This window comes from Accumulibacter sp. (assembly GCF_029255285.1).
Taxonomy (GTDB): Bacteria; Pseudomonadota; Gammaproteobacteria; order Burkholderiales; family Rhodocyclaceae; genus Accumulibacter.
On the sequence record NZ_JAPUVI010000043.1, the window covers coordinates 146,031 to 163,406 of the forward strand.

General features: G+C 63.3%; 16 protein-coding genes, 1 tRNA gene and 1 pseudogene. 10 read left to right on the forward strand and 8 right to left on the reverse strand.

Translation table 11 applies throughout. From position 1 onward, the window contains the following. Nucleotides 1–19 precede the first annotated feature (19 nt). A complete protein-coding gene (locus Q1M07_RS06735; RefSeq protein ID WP_300452321.1) occupies nt 20–1,201 on the forward strand; it encodes an amino acid ABC transporter substrate-binding protein in 1,182 nt (393 codons plus the stop codon). Between the two features lie 150 nt (nt 1,202–1,351). Here the strand turns inward: Q1M07_RS06735 and Q1M07_RS06740 are convergent, their stop codons facing one another. From Q1M07_RS06740 to Q1M07_RS06755, 4 genes are all read right to left on the reverse strand, one after another. After that, nucleotides 1,352–2,080, reverse strand: coding sequence for an SDR family oxidoreductase (locus Q1M07_RS06740; protein ID WP_300452323.1), 729 nt, complete (start codon nt 2,078–2,080; stop codon nt 1,352–1,354). A 33-nt stretch (nt 2,081–2,113) separates the two neighbouring features. Next, nucleotides 2,114–2,518, reverse strand: a complete 405-nt coding sequence (locus Q1M07_RS06745) for a thioesterase family protein (protein ID WP_300452325.1) — start codon at nt 2,516–2,518, stop codon at nt 2,114–2,116. Further along, nucleotides 2,505–3,170, reverse strand: coding sequence for a TetR/AcrR family transcriptional regulator (locus Q1M07_RS06750; protein WP_300452327.1), 666 nt, complete (start codon nt 3,168–3,170; stop codon nt 2,505–2,507). Before Q1M07_RS06750 ends, Q1M07_RS06745 begins: the two co-directional genes overlap by 14 nt. A 770-nt stretch (nt 3,171–3,940) precedes the next feature. Next, the gene (locus tag Q1M07_RS06755) at nt 3,941–4,141 is read right to left on the reverse strand and encodes a hypothetical protein (protein ID WP_300452329.1); all 201 of its coding nucleotides are present in this window, start codon (nt 4,139–4,141) and stop codon (nt 3,941–3,943) included. Between the two features lie 155 nt (nt 4,142–4,296). Here Q1M07_RS06755 and Q1M07_RS06760 point away from each other — a divergent pair, with 155 nt between their 5' ends. Genes Q1M07_RS06760 through Q1M07_RS06775 form a run of 4 tightly spaced genes read left to right on the forward strand, consistent with a single transcriptional unit; the run spans nt 4,297 to nt 5,745 of the window. Next, nucleotides 4,297–4,599: a hypothetical protein gene (locus Q1M07_RS06760; RefSeq protein ID WP_300452331.1), complete on the forward strand. Its 303-nt coding sequence runs from the start codon at nt 4,297–4,299 to the stop codon at nt 4,597–4,599. Beyond that, nucleotides 4,596–5,006: a hypothetical protein gene (locus Q1M07_RS06765; RefSeq protein WP_300452333.1), complete on the forward strand. Its 411-nt coding sequence runs from the start codon at nt 4,596–4,598 to the stop codon at nt 5,004–5,006. Before Q1M07_RS06760 ends, Q1M07_RS06765 begins: the two co-directional genes overlap by 4 nt. Then, nucleotides 5,003–5,515: a hypothetical protein gene (locus Q1M07_RS06770; protein ID WP_300452335.1), complete on the forward strand. Its 513-nt coding sequence runs from the start codon at nt 5,003–5,005 to the stop codon at nt 5,513–5,515. Before Q1M07_RS06765 ends, Q1M07_RS06770 begins: the two co-directional genes overlap by 4 nt. A gap of 2 nt (nt 5,516–5,517) precedes the next feature. Further along, the gene (locus Q1M07_RS06775) at nt 5,518–5,745 is read left to right on the forward strand and encodes a DUF5681 domain-containing protein (RefSeq protein ID WP_366983999.1); all 228 of its coding nucleotides are present in this window, start codon (nt 5,518–5,520) and stop codon (nt 5,743–5,745) included. Between the two features lie 343 nt (nt 5,746–6,088). On the opposite strand, the gene Q1M07_RS06780 is transcribed toward Q1M07_RS06775, so the two are convergent. Then, nucleotides 6,089–6,304 (reverse strand): hypothetical protein, encoded by a 216-nt coding sequence (locus Q1M07_RS06780; RefSeq protein ID WP_300452339.1) that lies wholly within the window; start codon nt 6,302–6,304, stop codon nt 6,089–6,091. 603 nt (nt 6,305–6,907) lie between these two features. Here Q1M07_RS06780 and Q1M07_RS06785 point away from each other — a divergent pair. The 5 genes from Q1M07_RS06785 (at nt 6,908) to Q1M07_RS06805 (ending at nt 14,973) form a co-directional block, all read left to right on the forward strand. Beyond that, nucleotides 6,908–8,419: a hypothetical protein gene (locus Q1M07_RS06785; RefSeq protein WP_300452341.1), complete on the forward strand. Its 1,512-nt coding sequence runs from the start codon at nt 6,908–6,910 to the stop codon at nt 8,417–8,419. A gap of 332 nt (nt 8,420–8,751) precedes the next feature. Next, nucleotides 8,752–10,299, forward strand: a complete 1,548-nt coding sequence (locus Q1M07_RS06790) for a class I SAM-dependent DNA methyltransferase (protein ID WP_300452343.1) — start codon at nt 8,752–8,754, stop codon at nt 10,297–10,299. Next, nucleotides 10,289–11,623 (forward strand): restriction endonuclease subunit S, encoded by a 1,335-nt coding sequence (locus Q1M07_RS06795; RefSeq protein WP_300452345.1) that lies wholly within the window; start codon nt 10,289–10,291, stop codon nt 11,621–11,623. Before Q1M07_RS06790 ends, Q1M07_RS06795 begins: the two co-directional genes overlap by 11 nt. Continuing rightward, nucleotides 11,620–14,778, forward strand: a complete 3,159-nt coding sequence (locus Q1M07_RS06800; RefSeq protein WP_300452347.1) for a type I restriction endonuclease subunit R — start codon at nt 11,620–11,622, stop codon at nt 14,776–14,778. The genes Q1M07_RS06795 and Q1M07_RS06800 overlap by 4 nt, the downstream gene beginning before the upstream one ends. Beyond that, nucleotides 14,779–14,973 (forward strand): hypothetical protein, encoded by a 195-nt coding sequence (locus Q1M07_RS06805; RefSeq protein WP_300452350.1) that lies wholly within the window; start codon nt 14,779–14,781, stop codon nt 14,971–14,973. A 42-nt stretch (nt 14,974–15,015) separates the two neighbouring features. Here Q1M07_RS06805 and Q1M07_RS06810 read toward each other — a convergent pair. The 3 genes and pseudogenes from Q1M07_RS06810 to Q1M07_RS06820 form a co-directional block, all read right to left on the reverse strand. Then, nucleotides 15,016–15,100: transfer RNA gene (locus tag Q1M07_RS06810), tRNA-Leu, on the reverse strand. 179 nt (nt 15,101–15,279) lie between these two features. Continuing rightward, nucleotides 15,280–15,921, reverse strand: coding sequence for a lytic enzyme (locus Q1M07_RS06815; protein ID WP_300452351.1), 642 nt, complete (start codon nt 15,919–15,921; stop codon nt 15,280–15,282). A 144-nt stretch (nt 15,922–16,065) separates the two neighbouring features. After that, nucleotides 16,066–17,376, reverse strand: a pseudogene (locus Q1M07_RS06820) (hypothetical protein); the annotation flags it as partial.

Sequence of the window (17,376 nt, forward strand, 5' to 3'; positions counted from 1 at the left end):
GATCCCGGAGGTTTCGGACATGTCGCTCGATCGAAGACGTTTCCTCGTAGGTACCGGCGCCCTGGCCGCCGCTGGCTTTGCCGGCTTGTCGCCGGCGGACGCCGCGGAAGGCGCACCAGTCCGCATCGGTTATGCGATCGCGCGCAGTGGACCTTTCGCCGCGGCGGCACAAGTGACCCAGGAACCCACCTATCTGCTTTGGGCCGAGCAGGTGAATGCCGCTGGCGGTCTGCAATTGCCGGGAGGTCGACGGCGCATCCAGTTGATCGGAGTCGACGACGAAAGCCGGGAAGATGTGTCGACCGCCGCTTATCTCGCGCTGATGGCGCGCGACAAGGTGGACCTGATCCTGGCGCCCTGGGGAACGCGCATGACCCTGGGGGTCGCGCCCTTGGCCAACAAGTTCGGTTATCCGCTGATCGCGCCGACGGCCAATACGCGCAAGCTGGTCGAAATGAACCTGCCTTACTACTTCTCGGCCCTGCAGCAAAGCAATCTGCTGATGGAGGCACTAGCCGACATGTTCGCAGCGCAACACGTGAAAACGGTTGCGACGGTTTATTCGGAAGACCCCTTCGGCACTGATCTCGCGACATCCCTGCAACTGGCCATGAAAGCCAGGAAGATCGATCTCATCGAACTACGCGCCTACGTGCCCGGGCAGCTCGATACGGCGTCGGCGCTGCGATCGATCATGAGGAAGCGACCGGAGGCCTTCGTCGGACTGACCTACCCGGTCGAGACAGACGCCATTACCGTGCAGGCGAAAGAACTGGGATTCCGGCCACGGTTTATCTACCTGGCCGTCGGCACCGCCTACCCGACCTACGCCGAGAAGTTCGGAGCGGCCTGCGAAGGCATTCTCGGGATCGGCTCCTGGAATGCCAAGACGAGCGTCGGCGCACGCTCCTATTTCGACGCCCATGTGGCGCGCTTTGGCCGCCAACCGGATCGCTGGGCGAGCGGTCACACCTACGCGGCGTTGCAAGTGATTCAGGCGGCGGCGGCCAAGGTCGGTCTCCACCGGCGGGCGATGCGCGACGAAATCGCGGCGCGGGCGCACGACAGTATCCTCGGTTCGATCGAGTTTCGCCGCGGCGAACTGTCGTCGATCCCCGGCACCGTCGGCCAGTGGCAGAAAGGCGAATTCGAGGTCGTCTGGCCGCCCGAGCGGGCGACCGCGAAGCTCGTCGGGAACTGAAGATTCGCGGCTTCGCGGGGTCACGGTGACGCCCGGGCTACCCCCGGCAACGCTTCCGTCGTGCTTCCTGAGGTTGCGGCCGCACGCTCGCCATCGAGTCATCTGCCTGAAAGAGAAAGGGCGTGGAGGAGAATCAGAAGTCCGGGACGCCTATGGCCATCCGCCGGTGAAGTTGACGACCTGAGCGGTGGTAAACGGGGAACGCCCAGAGGCCAGAAATTCGATCAGTTCACCGACTTCCTGCGGCTCGCCGAGACGCCCCATGGGAACCTTGCTGGCGATCTCCCGGCGTCCGGCGGGGTCGTCGATGAATCTTGCACGCGGGTAATACGCTTCGCTGTAGAGATAGTTCGGTGCCACGACATTCACTTGTATGCCGAAAGGCGCCGCCTCCTTTGCCAAGGCCATGGCGAAAGCCGTCGTGCCGGCGCGTACCGAGGTGGCTACGGAAAACCCGGGTTCGGGCTGGAGATAGCGCGCGGATGTGATGAAGACGAAGCAGCCGCGACGCGCCAGCTTCATCGGCGGCAACAGCAGTTGCGTCAGACGATACGGAAAGATCAGCAGGGCCTCGACGCTTTGGCGCAGCGTTTCGAGCGAGACGTCTTCTATCGGCAACGGCGTATTGGGAAAGACATCGTTGGAAACCACGGCACCGATGGCGAGCCCGCGTTCTTTCAACTCTTCGGTAATGGCCTCCGGTGTTTGTCCGCGCAGCGCGACCGCGCCCGCCTGTTCGCTTTCGAAACGCCGGGCAACGTCGGGGTCGACAAAACTGGTGTCGTGACAAGCCACGCGGTGTCGTTCCCGGAGTAACACTGGAACCACGCCGGGCCCAACATATTGGCAGGCATGGGTCAGCAGCAAGGCATTCATCATCACGCGCTCCCTCCGCTCAAAGATCAACGCGCCTCAAAGCAGTGCCTCAAACGCCTGCCGGGCGACATCGGAAAAGGCTTGTGAACGCCGCGTCGCCGCACTGACATGGACGATCACCGTGCTCGCCGTCGCCGCGTGCTGGCCGTTCTGGAACAGCCCTTGTTCGAGAGTAATCGAACTGCGGCCGATTTTGCCCGCACGGGTCCCGATATCGACACGGCCGGGCCAAGTGATTTCAGCGTGCAGATCGAGGGTCAAACGGGCAATTACGAAGGAGCACTGCTGATCTGCCAAGGGTCGATGCGGGTTGTAGAGCAATTCCACACGGCCGGTTTCCAGCATGCTGGCAAAAACGGCGTTGTTGACGTGGCCTTGGCGATCGGTGTCGACGTAGCGCAGTTTTTCGTAGGTCCGTAGCGGGAAATCATCGATGGTCATGGCTTTGAGCTTCGTCTCGGTTTCTTGCCTGATCGGGCACTTCCAGATGGGTTGGCGATGCGTTGTCCGGCGGGAACATGCGCTGGACTGCTTGCCGGCAAACGGTGAGGATTTGTTGAGAAAAAACCGGGTCGTCGACCGCGCGGGCCAGCGAAATGCCGCCGACACACAAAGCCATGAAGGCGATGGCGTCGTCCAGGCGTGCCGGGTCGATCGGGCTACCTTCGTCGAGAGGAACGCAGATGGCGTGCAACGACTTGCGCAATTCCTCCTCGTAGACCTTCTTGAAGGCGGAATTACTTCTCGCCGCATCCGACGCCAGGGCGGCTAGCGCGCAACTGTCGGTCAGATCATCGCGATGCGCCGTCGTCAGATAGCGTTTGCCCAGCCGCAGCAGCCGACTCGGCCAGGATTCCTTCCGCGCTTGCCCCATCCAGCGCGGACGGTTGTCGAGCAAGGCGAAGCGAAAGGCCGCCGCCGCCAGTTCCTCCTTGTTATTGAAGTGCGCGTAAAACGCCCCATGCGTCAGTCCCGCTTCCTGCATCACGGGGGCGATGGCGGCACCGGAAAGCCCCTCAGCACGCAGGCGGGAAGCGCTCGCCGTCAAGATGCGCCGCAGCGAAGCTTCTTTGAGATCGGATCGACTGGCCATGGTTTATCGCATGATGTGTATCATGCGAGAATGTCTCATAGGATGCGCATCATGTCAAACCGATTCCAAAAAAGTATCGAACTCCGTGAAGGCCGGTATCGCGAGCAGATCCCTGCTTTCGCCTGTCGCGGGCTGTCGCCGCTCCCAGCCACTCCATCCGACCCAATGCGCGTCGCGCCGGTCAAGATCAGTGTCGCGGCTACCGGCTCAGCTTCGGCGGGTAACTCCGATTCACTTCTTCATGTCCAACCTCCACAAGGTCAAAATACCCTACCTCGTGGCGTCCATTTTTCGGGTACCAGATCACCGCCGGCCGGTGTCAGGATGATGAACAGCCCGCGCTCGTCGTACCGCTTGACTGGCTTCTCGCCGGGCTTGCCGTTGCGCACAGAAACATCGGTAAGCGAGACGTGTTCGCCTTCCTGCTCGGTTTTGCGTCCGAGTTCGATTCCCTGTATCGAAGCTGCCCCACCAATAGCCGGACTTACCCCGAAAGTTACCCCACTTTTGTCGACGCTGCCCCTGATATAGACATCTATCGAACTCAGTAACGGACCGCCTCCTCGTCAGCAGCAGATCATCATCCAACACACTTACTGCGACCGCCTCATCGTTGTTACGGTGACGCACGCTTGCGAAGGAAGATTCTGGCACTCCCGCAAGCTGATGCCAAATCACCAGGCGGGGCGCCATGGTGTTATCCAGCACTTCGAGGAGCTACGCCGATCCAGCACCGATCCTTTAAGTGGACCTCGATGCGTGAGAACCCGTCATCCCGTGACACAAGCTCGCGGACGATGCCAACCACCATCGGGGTCGGCGCGCTTCTCAGCATCCGCGTCAATGGCTTCAGCCTTCTTTTCGTAGTTTTCCGCTGCAACCACGCCTGCAACTTTCTCTGCAACCTTGCGGCGGATAACCTCCTCGACGTCGGAGCCGTCACCCCATCCGCCAGGCTTCGCGCGCTTCATGACGTACGTCGTGAGACACGCCGTACGCCTGGGCCAGGGCCGGGAAAGACGCTCCAGCACGACAACCACGTCGGTCGGATCGTGACGCCACGATAGCCTTTCAGAACAGGGCGACAACCCTCCCGAAACAGCGCACCAACAGGAGAGACGTTCACGTGACCACGAAGGAAGAACACAGCGACATCTTGATTCACGCCATAGTTGGCAAGTACCACCCCGGCACGCCACGCGAGAAGGCCGAGATTGCCTCGCAGATGGTCGAACGGAAGCACGTCCTGCAGCGAGAAGCATCCGAGGTCGCCGATCGTAGCAGGCGCATGCAGGAGCGCTCCACAGCGTCGCCGGAGAAGCAAGCGGCGCCGAAGGCCATCGGAGCCACCAGCAAGCGAGTCAAACGCCAGAAGGGCTCGGATCCGAGCGCGCCAAGGATCGTCGGCCTGAAGGACTCGACGCAATGAGCGCCAGGGAAATCAAGATGATTGGTGGCAAGCCGTTCGTCTCCGCGCTCATTGCTGGCAGGCAGAAGATGGTTACCGTTGCACAGGCTGTGGTCATTGAGCGTCAGGCCGCCCAGGCCGCCGTCGACCTCGCCGAGCAGGCACTTCGCGACGCCGCCGCCATCCACAACCAACTTGACCAAGCGATACTCGACCGAAAGCCAACCAGCGAACTGCGCGCCCGCCTCTCTCAAGCCACCGAGCAGCGCCGCGCCGCCATCGCCACCGAGCGCCAACACCGCGACGCCATTGAGCAACTACACGCCTACGTTGACGGCATCACCGTCAACCTGTTGATGAGTCAGGCGCGCTCCCGAATCGACGCCGCCGTCGCGTCTCACCCTGTACCAACCAAGGAGCAACCATGAACGACTTGATCGAAGCGCTTGCCCACCAGACCGCCACCGCACAGCGCGTCCTGGCGGAGGCAGAACAGAACTACGCCACCGCCACCGGTAAGGTGGAGCACATCGCCGAACGCATCGCCGAGGTAGCGCAGCGCCGTGCGGCCATCACCGCCGCCCGTCTGGCCGGCAACAGCACGCCCGACGAAGCGATCGAACTCTCTGCCCTTGGCGAGGACAGCGAAGCGCTGCGTCGCATGGCCGACGCCGCCGAGGCCGAATCCGCGGCGCTGCTGCCGCCACTGGAGATGGCGCGCGCCGCCCTCGCACGTGCCGAGGGCGAGTGGCAGCACCATCAGGACGAGGCGCGGTACAACGCCCTTCTGGCGCGTGCACGCGAGCACGAGGCCGCGTTGCTCAAAGTCGTCAACGAGACCTACGTCGCCGGTCAGCGGCTCGGGCACAAATACCTGCGCCAGTCCTGGCGACCAAGCGCCGAACTGTCCAGCGCCGTGAGCACGGGATCTCTCTGACCATGCCACGCTTCCAACCAGGCATCAGCGGAAACGCGCGAGGTCGGCCCAGGTCGCCGCGATCATTGGCACTGGCCATCCGCCTCCAGATCGAGCCCTTCGTCGAGCAGCTGGTCGACGACACGCTGGCCCGCGCGCTGTCCGGCGATTCGACGGCCGCCGCCAGTCTGCTGGACCTCTACGGAGCCGTTCTTGCGCAAACGGCACTGCGGCCGACGACAGAGGATTGATCCGGCGAGTCGGCCGTCACTGGTAAACGTCCAGATCCGGTGCGCCGGGTATGGGACTCGATCGTGAGCCGGCAGGCTCCCTGCAAGTACGCCACGATGGGCAGCGTGCCGGCCACCGACCCCGGAAGCGCTCCGAGGCGGCCCGTGGACAAGTGCGCCGCACAATGCTGATGACAAGTACGTGCAGGAATCGCCCCATTCCAGGTTCTACCGGCTGTCCATAGGGTATCAGTACATCATGGCGTGCCACTTGCTAGTGCCGCATCGCGCCATGCTAACGGCAAGCTACACAGGCGGCCGAATGCGCCGCGAAAAGCGCGGCGATCTGCCCTTGGGGAAGCGATCATGAGGGTGCGCAGACTCGCATCCACAGCGACGGGTCGATGTCGCAGAGGCGAAATTCGGCGAAGCTCGGTTCGAGCGTGGCGTTGTCGATGCGGTACTCCGGGAGTAGTCTCCGAGCGATGCGCTCAAGCTCGGCCTGTGTTTCAACGATCGCCCACAGCAGGCGGCGCCGATCGTCATCAATCAGAAACACCGATGGTACCGGCTGCAGCATGGATGTCTCGCTGTTGAACGGCCTTGAGCGTACCGTGCGCCGTATCTCCAGACTCCCCGTGATGTTCTTGATGAAGGTCGGCGCTACCTCGATGCCAGGGTCGCGAGTGACAACCGACCAGCCGGGGCGAAGGACCTCGGCAACATCTTTCGGAGGTCGATTTTTCCCGTTTCGCCAGGAAATCAACTCGCGCCGACGGTTGTAGCAGCTTATGCAGAAGACGTCTCCGACAAGGCGCCTGGTCGGGCTTGGTCCGCAGTGGACGCACCGCCAACCTTCATCTGATGCCGCTGCTGGCGTCGATGGTGGTCTTCCGGCGTGCGCGGCGCCGATTTGGCAGCCTCGGCACGTCTGTTGGCGGCAGTTGTCCGGCGATTGCGACGTTGTCCAGTTCGCGGCGCACGTTTCCGGGCGGATCGTCGCTCGCAGCGGACGGCAGTCGAAGTACATGCCAGGGGCGTAGTCGAGCGTTCTGTACTCGATTCCGGAAGATGACTGCAGCAGCGTCGAAACAAGGGAATCTGCGAGCATACCGCCATTGGCGCGTCACGAGTGCTGGGTCGTGGAGCCAGAATGGGGTTCTCAACCCTGTGGAGCGCTGGCATGAAGGCTTACCAAGCCAAGATCGAGGCGCTGCTGATCAAGTCCAGGCGGCGCAAAGAGGTTTTCGCCGGCCTGCCGGTTGGCCAAAAGCAATCGTCTGTCGGCGTCGTCGATCTCACCGATTGGCTTGGCGAATCGGGCGGCGTCCGGTTGATGAAAGGCGTTCGGGATCCTGCTGGCGCCTTCTCGATCACGCTGTCTGATCGGCCGCACAAACACGCGCTGGACACCCTGGCGGCGCTGATCGAGCCCATGGACGTGATTGAGTTCCGCATGGCGCACGACCCCAGCGAGTACGCGAAATCCAACAACGGCAAGTTGCCCATCGTCATGCGCGGCCTGGTGTCCGAAGTGCGGCGCAGCGTGACCATGGGCGCCGACGGCAGGCCATCGCGGACGGTGACCGTCACCGGGCAGGATTGGGGGAAGCTGCTGCAGATCTTGCGGATCATCTACCTCAACAACGTGGCGCTTGGCGACAACATCCTGACCACCTACAAGTTCTTCGAGAAACACAGCGCTGGCCAGCCGAAGCAGAAGCCCGTGGCGGATTTCATCGCCGACGTTCTGAAGGGTTTTCTAAACCCCTACCTTGCGGACCTGGCCGGGCAGAATTCCGGGGGGAACACCATCGGCACCACAGTCGGCGCGATAACCGCCGAGGTGACCGCCAAGGGACTCGTCGACGCGCCTGGCGTGAGCAGTTGGCCCGGCGGGTCGCTTCACCAGATGCTTTCCTTCTTCGGCGACGTGGGGCCTTTCAACGAACTCTACACCGAGGATCGCAAGGACGACGTATGCCTCGTGCTGCGGCCGAATCCGTTCGAGTTGCCAGACGGCGCCATGATCCAGAGCGGTGTCAAGCGGAGGCCGTACTCGGTCGTGGCGAAGTGGCAACCTGGCGACGTGCCGGACCTGGCGATTTCTGACGCCGATGTCGTTGCCGAGAACCTCGGCCGGTCCGACGCCGGAGTGGCGAACGTCTTCTGGGTCACCAGCAAGGCGTGGGTGCTGAACAACAACGGCACGATGCGGCTGGCGGCACAGGACGGCCAGTCGGAGAACTACCTTCTTCTCGACTACCTCAATTCGAAGGCTTCTGTGTTCGGCATCCGACAGATGGATGTCGAGTCGAATCTCGGCGATCCTCGTCTGCGGTGGGGTGACGGTCAGAAGGAGGCTGCTGTATCGACAGACAAGATCACCTACCGCGACTGGATCGGCGAACGACGCGCCATCCTGGCGCAGCAGAATCGGGACAACTCGATCTTCGAGCAGGGATCCTTCCGCCTGCGTGGCAACGAGCGGCTGCGGGCCGGCATGTACCTGACCATCACGCGCGGCGACTTCCAGCCTCGTCACTACGTTACCCGGGTAGAGCACGAGTTTTCGCCGTTCCGCGGCTTCTTCACCACAGCCCACGTCGAGCGCGGTACCGGTTACATCCTGCGGCAGCAGCGGGCGAACATCTCGGCCTGGGCGCTCGAAACCAATCAGAGCGGCATCACATGAGCCTGTCGCTTGTTTGGTGAGGCGCCGGGTGGTCTTCATCGACGCAATTTTGCGTTAGTTGTGGAATCAATCACTTACGTGAACAGGGATAGCCCGCCCGTGACCAAGCAAGCGCCGCGACAATAGCCTTATGGCCGGTACTCTCTCAGCCTCATGGATCTCTCATGGCCTACCGCGTTTCCTTCGATCCTTGGAGGCGCAGGTGAGCGAAGCGTTGGGAGTGAAGCGGCACGAACGGAGCGAAGATCGGCAGGATTTCCCCCGGAATTGGCCCAGCCAAGCTCCCCGACGCATAATGGATAGCTGGATCAACAGACTGTGCTTGCCACCCCATGCTCGACGACATCAAGAAGACCTTGTGGGCCACCGCCGACAAGCTGCGCGCCAACATGGACGCCGCCGAATACAAGCACCTGGTCCTCGGCCTGATCTTCGTCAAGTACATCTCGGACGCCTTTGCCGCGCGGCGTTCCGAACTGGCGCGGCGCTTTACCGACCCGGCCGACGATTACCACCTCGGCGCGGCCGACCTGATCGCGCAAGAACTCGAAGATCGCGACTACTACCGCGAAGTCAACGTCTTCTGGGTGCCCGAATCCGCGCGCTGGGAAGCCCTGCGCGCCGCCGCCAAGCAACCGGACATCGGCAAGCGCATCGACGATGCCCTGGCCCTCGTCGAAGTCGAGAACCCCAAGCTCAAGGGCATCCTCGACAAGCGCTATGCGCGCGCCCAGTTGCCCGACGGCAAGCTCGGCGAACTGGTTGATCTGGTTTCTACCATCGGCTTCGCTGCCGACCCCGGGCAGGCGCGCGACGTGCTCGGCCAGGTCTATGAATACTTCCTCGGCCAGTTCGCCAGCGCCGAGGGCAAGAAGGGCGGCCAGTTCTACACGCCGGCCTCGATCGTCAAGACCCTGGTCGCCGTCCTCGCCCCGCACCACGGCAAGGTCTATGACCCCTGCTGCGGCTCCGGCGGCATGTTCGTGCAGTCCGAGAAATTCATCGAGGCGCACGGCGGCAAGCTCGGCGATGTGTCGATCTACGGGCAGGAATCCAACCCGACGACCTGGCGCCTGGCCGCGATGAACCTCGCCATCCGTGGCATCGACTTCAACCTCGGCCGCGAACCCGCCGACACCTTTATCCGCCACCAGCACCCGGACCTGCGCGCCGACTTCATTCTCGCCAACCCGCCGTTCAACGTCAGCGACTGGTGGCATGGCAGCCTGGAAGGCGACCCGCGCTGGGAGTTCGGCACGCCGCCGCAGGGCAACGCCAACTACGCGTGGCTGCAGCACATGCTGTACCACCTGAAGCCGGGCGGTCGCGCCGGTATCGTGCTGGCGAATGGCTCGATGAGTTCCAGCCAGAACCGCGAGGGCGAAATCCGCCGGGCGATGGTCGAGGCCGACGTGGTCGAGGTGATGATCGCGTTGCCGGGGCAGCTTTTCTTCAACACCCAGATCCCCGCCTGTCTGTGGTTCCTGACCAGGCACAAAGCGGCTCGTCCGGGTGAAGTGCTGTTCATCGACGCCAGAAAGCTCGGCCGCATGATCAGCCGGGTGCAGACGGAGTTGCCCGATGAAGTCATCGACCGCATGGCCGGTACCGTCGCTGCCTGGCGTGATGAGGCAGACGCTGAGGAGTATCAGGACATCCCTGGCTACTGTCGCAGCGTGAATCTAGCCGAGATCGGCGAGCATGGCCACGTGCTGACCCCGGGGCGCTACGTGGGCGCCGAAGAGGTCGAGGACGACGACGAAGCGTTCGCTGAGAAGATGCAGAAGCTCACCGAGAAGCTGGGCGAGCAGATGGCGAAGGGGGCGGAACTCGATCAGTTGATCCGGCAGAAGCTAGGAGGGCTGGGGTATGAGTTTTGAGGCTGGAACTTACCGAATTGAGGAGCTAATAGCAGCTGGTCTGATGGAAATTGGAGACGGTTACCGGGCAAAAAATAGTGAGCTATCGGATCACGGGATTCCTTTTGCGCGCGCTGGAAATATCAATGATGGATTCAATTTCGACTCTGCCGATTTATTCCCCGCAGCCGCCCTTTCAAGAGTCGGAAACAAGGTCAGTCGCCCTGGTGACGTTGTCTTTACGTCTAAAGGGACGGTTGGCCGCTTCGCATTGGTCTCGGATGAGACTCAGCAGTTTGTGTACTCGCCCCAACTATGTTTCTGGCGCTCACTTGCACCGAACAAATTGTTGCCCGAATACATCTATTACTGGATGAAAAGCGCAGAGTTTTATGATCAGGTCGGGTACCTGAAAGGCCAAACCGATATGGCTGACTACGTCAGCCTACGTGACCAGCGACGCATCACTGCGACATTCCCCGAAACACAGAGCCAACGATCGATCGTCGGCGTTGTGAGGCCTCTCGACGACAGAATCACCCTCCTGCGCGAAACCAACGCCACGCTCGAAGCCATCGCGCAGGCACTGTTCAAGTCGTGGTTCGTCGATTTCGACCCCGTCCGCGCCAAGGAGGAAGGCCGCGCCCCGGAAGGGATGGACGAAGCCACCGCTGCGCTGTTTCCGGATGGGTTCGAGGAGTCGGAGTTGGGGTTGGTGCCAAGGGGGTGGCGAGTGGCTACGCTGGGCGAGGTCGTCCAAGCCGCAGGTGGCGGCACGCCAGACACCAAAGACACGAGCTACTGGGAGCCCGCCGAACATTGCTGGACGACGCCGAAAGACTTGTCGGGAATTCAAGCGCCGGTGTTGCTGGGTACCGAACGGAAGCTATCGGCCAAAGGTATTGCCAAGATAAGCTCAGGGCTGCTGCCGGTCGGTACTCTGTTGATGTCATCGCGAGCGCCGATTGGCTACCTGGCAATGACCAATGTGCCGATGGCGATTAACCAGGGCTACATCGCAATGCTGCCGAACAGCGTCTTACCTCCGATCTACATGCTGTTCTGGTGCCGACAGAATATGGAGACAATAAAAAGCCATGCGAATGGTTCTACCTTCATGGAAATCAGCAAGAAAGCATTTCGACCGCTTGCGGCTCTGGTGCCTTCGATTGCCCTCCTTGCCGAATTCGTTACTGTGGCAAACGCTTTGTTCGCGCGTATCGTTGAAAATGAAGTGCAAGCCCAAACCCTCTCCACCCTCCGCGACACCCTTCTCCCCCGCCTGATCTCCGGCCAACTGCGCCTGCCAGCAGCCGAAACCCTGCTCGAAGAATTCGCCGCATGACCGAAGACCACCTCGAACAAGAAGCGCTCGGCTGGCTGACCGAAGTCGGCTACGACACCCTCTACGGCCCCGACATCGCCGCCGACGGCACCAACCCGGAGCGCGCCGGCTACCAGCAGGTGCCGCTTCCCTTCCGGCTGCGCGAGGCGATTCGCCGCCTGAACCCATCCATCCCTGCCGCCGCCCGCGAGGATGCGCTCAAGCAGGTGCTCGACCTCGGTATCCCGTCCTTGCTCTCGGCCAACCGCCACTTTCACAAGCTGTTGGTCGGTGGCGTGCCGGTGCAATACCAGAAGGACGGCGAAACCCGCGGTGACCGGGTCCGCCTGATCGACTGGACCAACCCCGCCAAGAACAAGTGGCTGGCGATCAACCAATACTCGATCAAGGGGCCGCGCCACACCCGCCGGCCGGACATCATCCTGTTCATCAACGGCCTGCCGCTGGTGTTGATCGAACTGAAGAACCCGGCCGACGAAAACGCCGACATCTGGCGCGCCTACGACCAGATCCAGACCTACAAGGACCAGATTCCTGACGCCTTCCAGTACAACGAGATCCTGATCATCTCCGACGGCAGTCAGGCACGCCTCGGCTCCCTCTCGGCCCATGCCGAGCGATTCCTGCAGTGGCGCACGATCGACGGGGTGGCGCTCGACCCGCTCGGCGAATTCAGCGAACTGGAGACGCTGGTACGTGGCCTGCTCGCCCCAGCCATCCTGCTCGACTACCTGCGCTTCTTCGTCCTGTTCGAGGATGACGGCGCATTGGCCAAGAAGATCGCCGGCTATCACCAGTTCCATGCGGTGCGCGCGGCGATCGATCAGGTGGTCACCGCCTCGCACCCCGGCGGTACGCACAAGGGCGGCGTCGTCTGGCATACGCAGGGCAGCGGCAAGAGCATGACCATGACCTGCTTCGCCGCCCGGGTGATGCAGGAAGCGGCGATGGAAAACCCGACCATCGTCGTCATCACCGACCGCAACGACCTCGACGGCCAGTTGTTCGGCGTCTTCTCGCTGGCGCAGGACTTGTTGCGCGAGGAGCCGGTACAGGCCAGCACCCGGCAGGACCTGCGCGCCAAACTCGGCAACCGCCCCTCGGGCGGCATCGTCTTCGCCACCATCCAGAAGTTCATGCCCGGCGAGGACGAGGACACCTACCCGATCCTCTCCGATCGCCACAACATCGTCGTCATCGCCGATGAGGCGCACCGCACGCAGTACGGCTTCGAGGCCAGGCTCAAAACCGTCAAGGCGCCCAGGAACACGGCCGGCGACGGCGTCAACGACGCCATTGCGCGGCTCGCCGCCGAGCCCGTCGCGTCCTACCTGTCACGCTACCAGGTCGGCTACGCCCGGCACCTGCGCGACGCCCTGCCGAACGCGACCTTCGTTGCCTTCACCGGTACCCCGGTATCGAGCGAGGACCGCGACACGCGTGCCGTGTTCGGCGACTACATCCACGTCTACGACATGCAGCAGGCGAAGGAGGATGGGGCGACCGTCGCCATCTACTTCGAGTCGCGTCTCGCCAAACTGTCGCTGAACGAGGCCGAGCTGCCGCACATCGACGACGAGGTCGATGAACTCGCCGAGGATGAGGAGGAAGGGCAGCAGGCCCGGCTGAAGAGCAAGTGGGCGGCGCTCGAAAAGGTGGTCGGTGCCGAGCCCCGCATCGCCAGCGTCGCCGCCGATCTGGTCACCCACTTCGAGGAACGCGGCCAGGCCCAGACCGGCAAGGCGATGGTCGTCGCCATGAGCCGCGAAATCTGCGTCCATCTCTACGACGAGATCACCCGGTTGCGCCCCGGCTGGCATGACGCCGATCCGGAAAAGGGGGCAATCAAGATCGTCATGACCGGGTCCGCCAGCGACAAGGCGCTGCTCCGGCCTCACATCTACAGCGCCCAGGTCAAGAAGCGCCTCGAGAAGCGCTTCAAGGATCCCGCGGACCCACTGCGCATCGTCATCGTGCGCGATATGTGGCTGACCGGCTTCGATGCGCCCTGCGTGCATACGATGTACATCGACAAGCCGATGAAGGGCCACAACCTGATGCAGGCCATCGCCCGCGTCAATCGCGTGTTCAAGGACAAGCAGGGTGGGTTGGTGGTCGACTACATCGGCATCGCCAACGAACTCAAGAGCGCGCTCAGGGAATACACCGCCAGCCAGGGGCGCGGCCGGCCGACGGTCGATGTCGCCGAAGCCTATGCGGTGCTGGAGGAGAAGCTCGACATCCTGCGCGGGATGTTGCATGGCTTCGACTACAGCGACTTCCTGACTGCCGGCCACCGGCGGCTGGCCGGCGCCGCCAACCACGTGCTCGGACAGAGGGACGGCAAGAAGCGGTTTGCCGATACCGCGCTGGCGATGAGCCGGGCATTCACCCTCTGCTGCACACTGGACGCCGCCCAGGCGGTGCGCGACGAGGTGGCCTTCATGCAGGCGGTGAAGGTCATCCTGACCAAGCGCGACCTCGGTCAGCAGCGCCAAACCGATGAACAGCGCGAACTGGCCATCCGGCAGATCATCAATTCGGCCATCGTTTCCGAGGAAGTGGTCGATGTGTTCGACGCGGTGGGCCTCGACAAGCCGAACATCGGCATCCTCGACGACGCCTTTCTCGCCGAGGTGCGCAAGCTGCCCGAGCGCAATCTTGCCGTCGAACTGCTGGAGCGCCTGCTCGAAGGCGAGATCAAGAGCCGCTTTGCGGGCAACGTGGTGCAGGCGAAGAAGTTCTCCGAGTTGCTGAGCAACGTGATCAAGCGTTACCAGAATCGGGCCATCGAAACCGCGCAGGTCATCGAGGAACTGATCGAGATGGCCAAGAAGTTCCGCGCCGCGGCGAACCGGGGCGAGGCGCTGGGGCTGAACGAGGACGAGGTTCGCTTCTACGATGCACTGGTCGACAATGAATCCGCGGTCCGCGAGCTGTCCGACGAGACTTTGCAGAAGATTGCCCACGAACTGACCGAGAGCCTGCGCCAGAACATCACCGTGGATTGGTCGGCGCGGGAGAGCATCCGCGCCAGACTTCGGCTCATGGTCAGGCGTATCCTGCGCAAGTACAGGTACCCGCCGGACCGGCAGGAGGCGGCAATCGAGCTGGTGCTGCAGCAGGCCGAGGTGTTGGGCGAGGAGTGGATGTGAATGTTGCCGACCATTCGCCGCTCCCACCTGATCTTGTTGGCACTACTGATTGGCTCCACTCGCGCCGATACCCTCACCGGCACGGTCGTCTCCGTAGCCGACGGCGACACCATCGCCGTTCTCGACACCAGCCGCGAGCAGCACAAGGTTCGCGTCTCTGGCGAACGAAAAGACAACAAAAAATCCCGCACTTAGGCGGGTTCTCTGGATTTCGGCGGACCGACTTGGACTGCTTGATGGTGCCCAGGAAGGGAATCGAACCCCCACACCTTGCGGCGGCAGGACCTAAACCTGCTGCGTCTACCAATTTCGCCACCTGGGCACGGCACGGCCGTTTCGAGCTCGGGCGCTGGCTGCCTTCGTGGCTCACCGGGATGGCCTGGCAGCGCTCCGGCCGGATATTCTAAACCCATTTTCCCGCCCGCAGCCGCCGATCGCGGCGCAAACGGTCTTCGCGAACGCGGAAGCGGCCGCCGACCCGCCTTCCCGGTCGCGCGCCGGCTACTTCCAGACCGCTCGTGTACGTCGCAGCCACTCGGTCCGCTCGGCGAGGCCGATCAGTCCGCCGTTGATGGCGCGCGTGACCTTTCTGATGTCGTCCTGGTCGGCGAAAGCGTTGCAGTTCTTGGCGACCCATTCCGACGCCGCAATGGCCAGACACCATTTGGCGCTGATCACCTCGTCGGGGTTGGCGGCGAAGTCCGGCGCGTTGGGGTCGGTGCGGCGCAGGATGGTGGTCGCTTCCTGGTAGCTGGCCTTGCCGGTCAGTTGCAGGAGCCCGCGCCCGCGGTAGGTGAAGCCGTCGTTGGGCGCGCTGTTGCCCATGCGGCCGCCGTAAACCTCGTTCGCCAGCTTCTGCGGGTTGTTCGCGTAGTCGGCGGGGTTCAGCGGACCCTTCGGTTTGAAGCGCGAAGGCCAGACTTTGGGCAGGCGCAGGGCGCTGTAATTGAGATTTTCGAACTGCACGCTCAGGCCGCCCGATTCGTGGAGGATCTGGGCCATGAAGTGGGCCAGGCGAAGCGGCGTGGCCGAGATCTTGTGCTGATCGAGAATGCACTGGCCATTCTGAAAAGCCTCGCGATAGCTCGATCGCGCGTTCGGTGCGAGAAGGAGAATCTGCGAAAGGGTGGGCGTGACGGGCATGGATGAACTCCTCGGGTGGTGATGGATGGGCAGCGGATCGGCGGGCGATGGGCGCGGGCGCGTCGGCGGGTGTCCCGGTGCGCGTCCCTTGCTACGATAGCCGCACGATCCGGGAAGTTCAACCGCCCGCCGGGCGCGCTCCGTTCAGCCTTGCCGCTCGAAGCACTCGCGCCTGGCGACCAGCCGGGCCTCCGAGGCGCTGGCCTCGACGACGATGCAGTTCAGCTCGTAGGGGAAGCGGGATTCGTTGCGCAGATCGTCGAGCCTGAGGGGCGGATGGTTCTCCAAGTCGAGGTAGCGCGTCCAGCTGCCCGGATTCAGATAGTGACCGTTGTCGAAGCGTTTTTCGTCCGGCAGATGGGTGTGGCCCATGACGATCACCTGCGCCGCCGGACAGGCCTCGAAGCGGCGCTGCGCCAGATCGCGCAGCGCCCGCCGGCCGAAGTGGCGCGCCCCGACGATGGTGCCCAGCGTCTTGCTGCTCCCCGTGCCGAGCACCGCCGCCGGCCGCAGCGCGAACAGCGCCTGCCAGTCGTCCGCGGGAACGACGACGAACAGTCGGCGCATCCGTTCGGCCAGACTGTCCTCGTCCGTCACCTCGCGGCGAACGTCCTCCGCGCTGCGCTCCTCGCCCAGCAGCCGGCACGCGGCGGCCAGACGCTGCGCGAAATCGTCGTCGTCGCGCAGCCGCCCCAGCAGCCGCCGGCCGACATCGGAATCGCTCGGCGCGCCGAGCGCCTTGGCGTGGCGGGCGATGAACTTCAGCAGCATCCAGCCGGCGCTGGCGAAACCGCCGGTGTCCTCGCGCAGCAGGACCGTCGCCAGGTTCTGCACCGGGTGCAGGTTGTCGGCGAACGGATAGCGCGCCTCCAGGCCATTGACGAAGTGCACCATGAACAAGGTGCCGGGACACATTTCGAGCCGCTCTCCGTCCGGCGCGCGGAGGATCGGCGCCGACCAGTGTTTGAAGCGATTGGCCGGATCCTCCAGGTGGCCGTGGCCGATGTGCAGCCGGCCGCCGTAGCGCTCGACCCAATCGGCGCCTGTTTCGAAACGCAGGCCGGGGCCGATGCGCGCCCGCAAACGCTTGCGCACCGCCGGCCAGTACAGGTCGACGTCGTGGTTGCCGGCCGCCAGGGTCACCCGGTTGCCCGCCGCCTGAAAATCGTTCAGCGCGGCGAAGCTGTTGTCGTGCCCGGCGAGGATAGCCTCGAGCTTCTCCAGCGACTCGGCTTCCGAGCACCAGTAGTCGGCCGACGGGCTGCGGTAGACCTGCGGCCTGACCTGCGCGAACTCCAGGAAGTCGCCGTTGAAGAAGAGTTCGATTTCGCCCGCCTGGCCGGCCGGCGAAGCCAGGCGCTGGCGAACGAAGCGTTCGAGCTGCCGATTCTGGTAGACGTGGTCGTCGCCCGCATCGGCCGCGCCGCCGCCCAGGTGGAGGTCGCTGACGATCAG

Excerpts from the sequence above, each read along its gene's own strand:
- Q1M07_RS06735 (WP_300452321.1), top strand. The coding sequence starts at position 20 with ATGTCGCTCGATCGAAGACGTTTCCTCGTAGGTACCGGCGCCCTGGCC.
- Q1M07_RS06740 (WP_300452323.1), bottom strand. The coding sequence starts at position 2,080 with ATGATGAATGCCTTGCTGCTGACCCATGCCTGCCAATATGTTGGGCCC.
- Q1M07_RS06745 (WP_300452325.1), bottom strand. The coding sequence starts at position 2,518 with ATGACCATCGATGATTTCCCGCTACGGACCTACGAAAAACTGCGCTAC.
- Q1M07_RS06750 (WP_300452327.1), bottom strand. The coding sequence starts at position 3,170 with ATGGCCAGTCGATCCGATCTCAAAGAAGCTTCGCTGCGGCGCATCTTG.
- Q1M07_RS06755 (WP_300452329.1), bottom strand. The coding sequence starts at position 4,141 with ATGAAGCGCGCGAAGCCTGGCGGATGGGGTGACGGCTCCGACGTCGAG.
- Q1M07_RS06765 (WP_300452333.1), top strand. The coding sequence starts at position 4,596 with ATGAGCGCCAGGGAAATCAAGATGATTGGTGGCAAGCCGTTCGTCTCC.
- Q1M07_RS06770 (WP_300452335.1), top strand. The coding sequence starts at position 5,003 with ATGAACGACTTGATCGAAGCGCTTGCCCACCAGACCGCCACCGCACAG.
- Q1M07_RS06775 (WP_366983999.1), top strand. The coding sequence starts at position 5,518 with ATGCCACGCTTCCAACCAGGCATCAGCGGAAACGCGCGAGGTCGGCCC.
- Q1M07_RS06780 (WP_300452339.1), bottom strand. The coding sequence starts at position 6,304 with ATGCTGCAGCCGGTACCATCGGTGTTTCTGATTGATGACGATCGGCGC.
- Q1M07_RS06785 (WP_300452341.1), top strand. The coding sequence starts at position 6,908 with ATGAAGGCTTACCAAGCCAAGATCGAGGCGCTGCTGATCAAGTCCAGG.
- Q1M07_RS06790 (WP_300452343.1), top strand. The coding sequence starts at position 8,752 with ATGCTCGACGACATCAAGAAGACCTTGTGGGCCACCGCCGACAAGCTG.
- Q1M07_RS06795 (WP_300452345.1), top strand. The coding sequence starts at position 10,289 with ATGAGTTTTGAGGCTGGAACTTACCGAATTGAGGAGCTAATAGCAGCT.
- Q1M07_RS06800 (WP_300452347.1), top strand. The coding sequence starts at position 11,620 with ATGACCGAAGACCACCTCGAACAAGAAGCGCTCGGCTGGCTGACCGAA.
- Q1M07_RS06805 (WP_300452350.1), top strand. The coding sequence starts at position 14,779 with ATGTTGCCGACCATTCGCCGCTCCCACCTGATCTTGTTGGCACTACTG.
- Q1M07_RS06815 (WP_300452351.1), bottom strand. The coding sequence starts at position 15,921 with ATGCCCGTCACGCCCACCCTTTCGCAGATTCTCCTTCTCGCACCGAAC.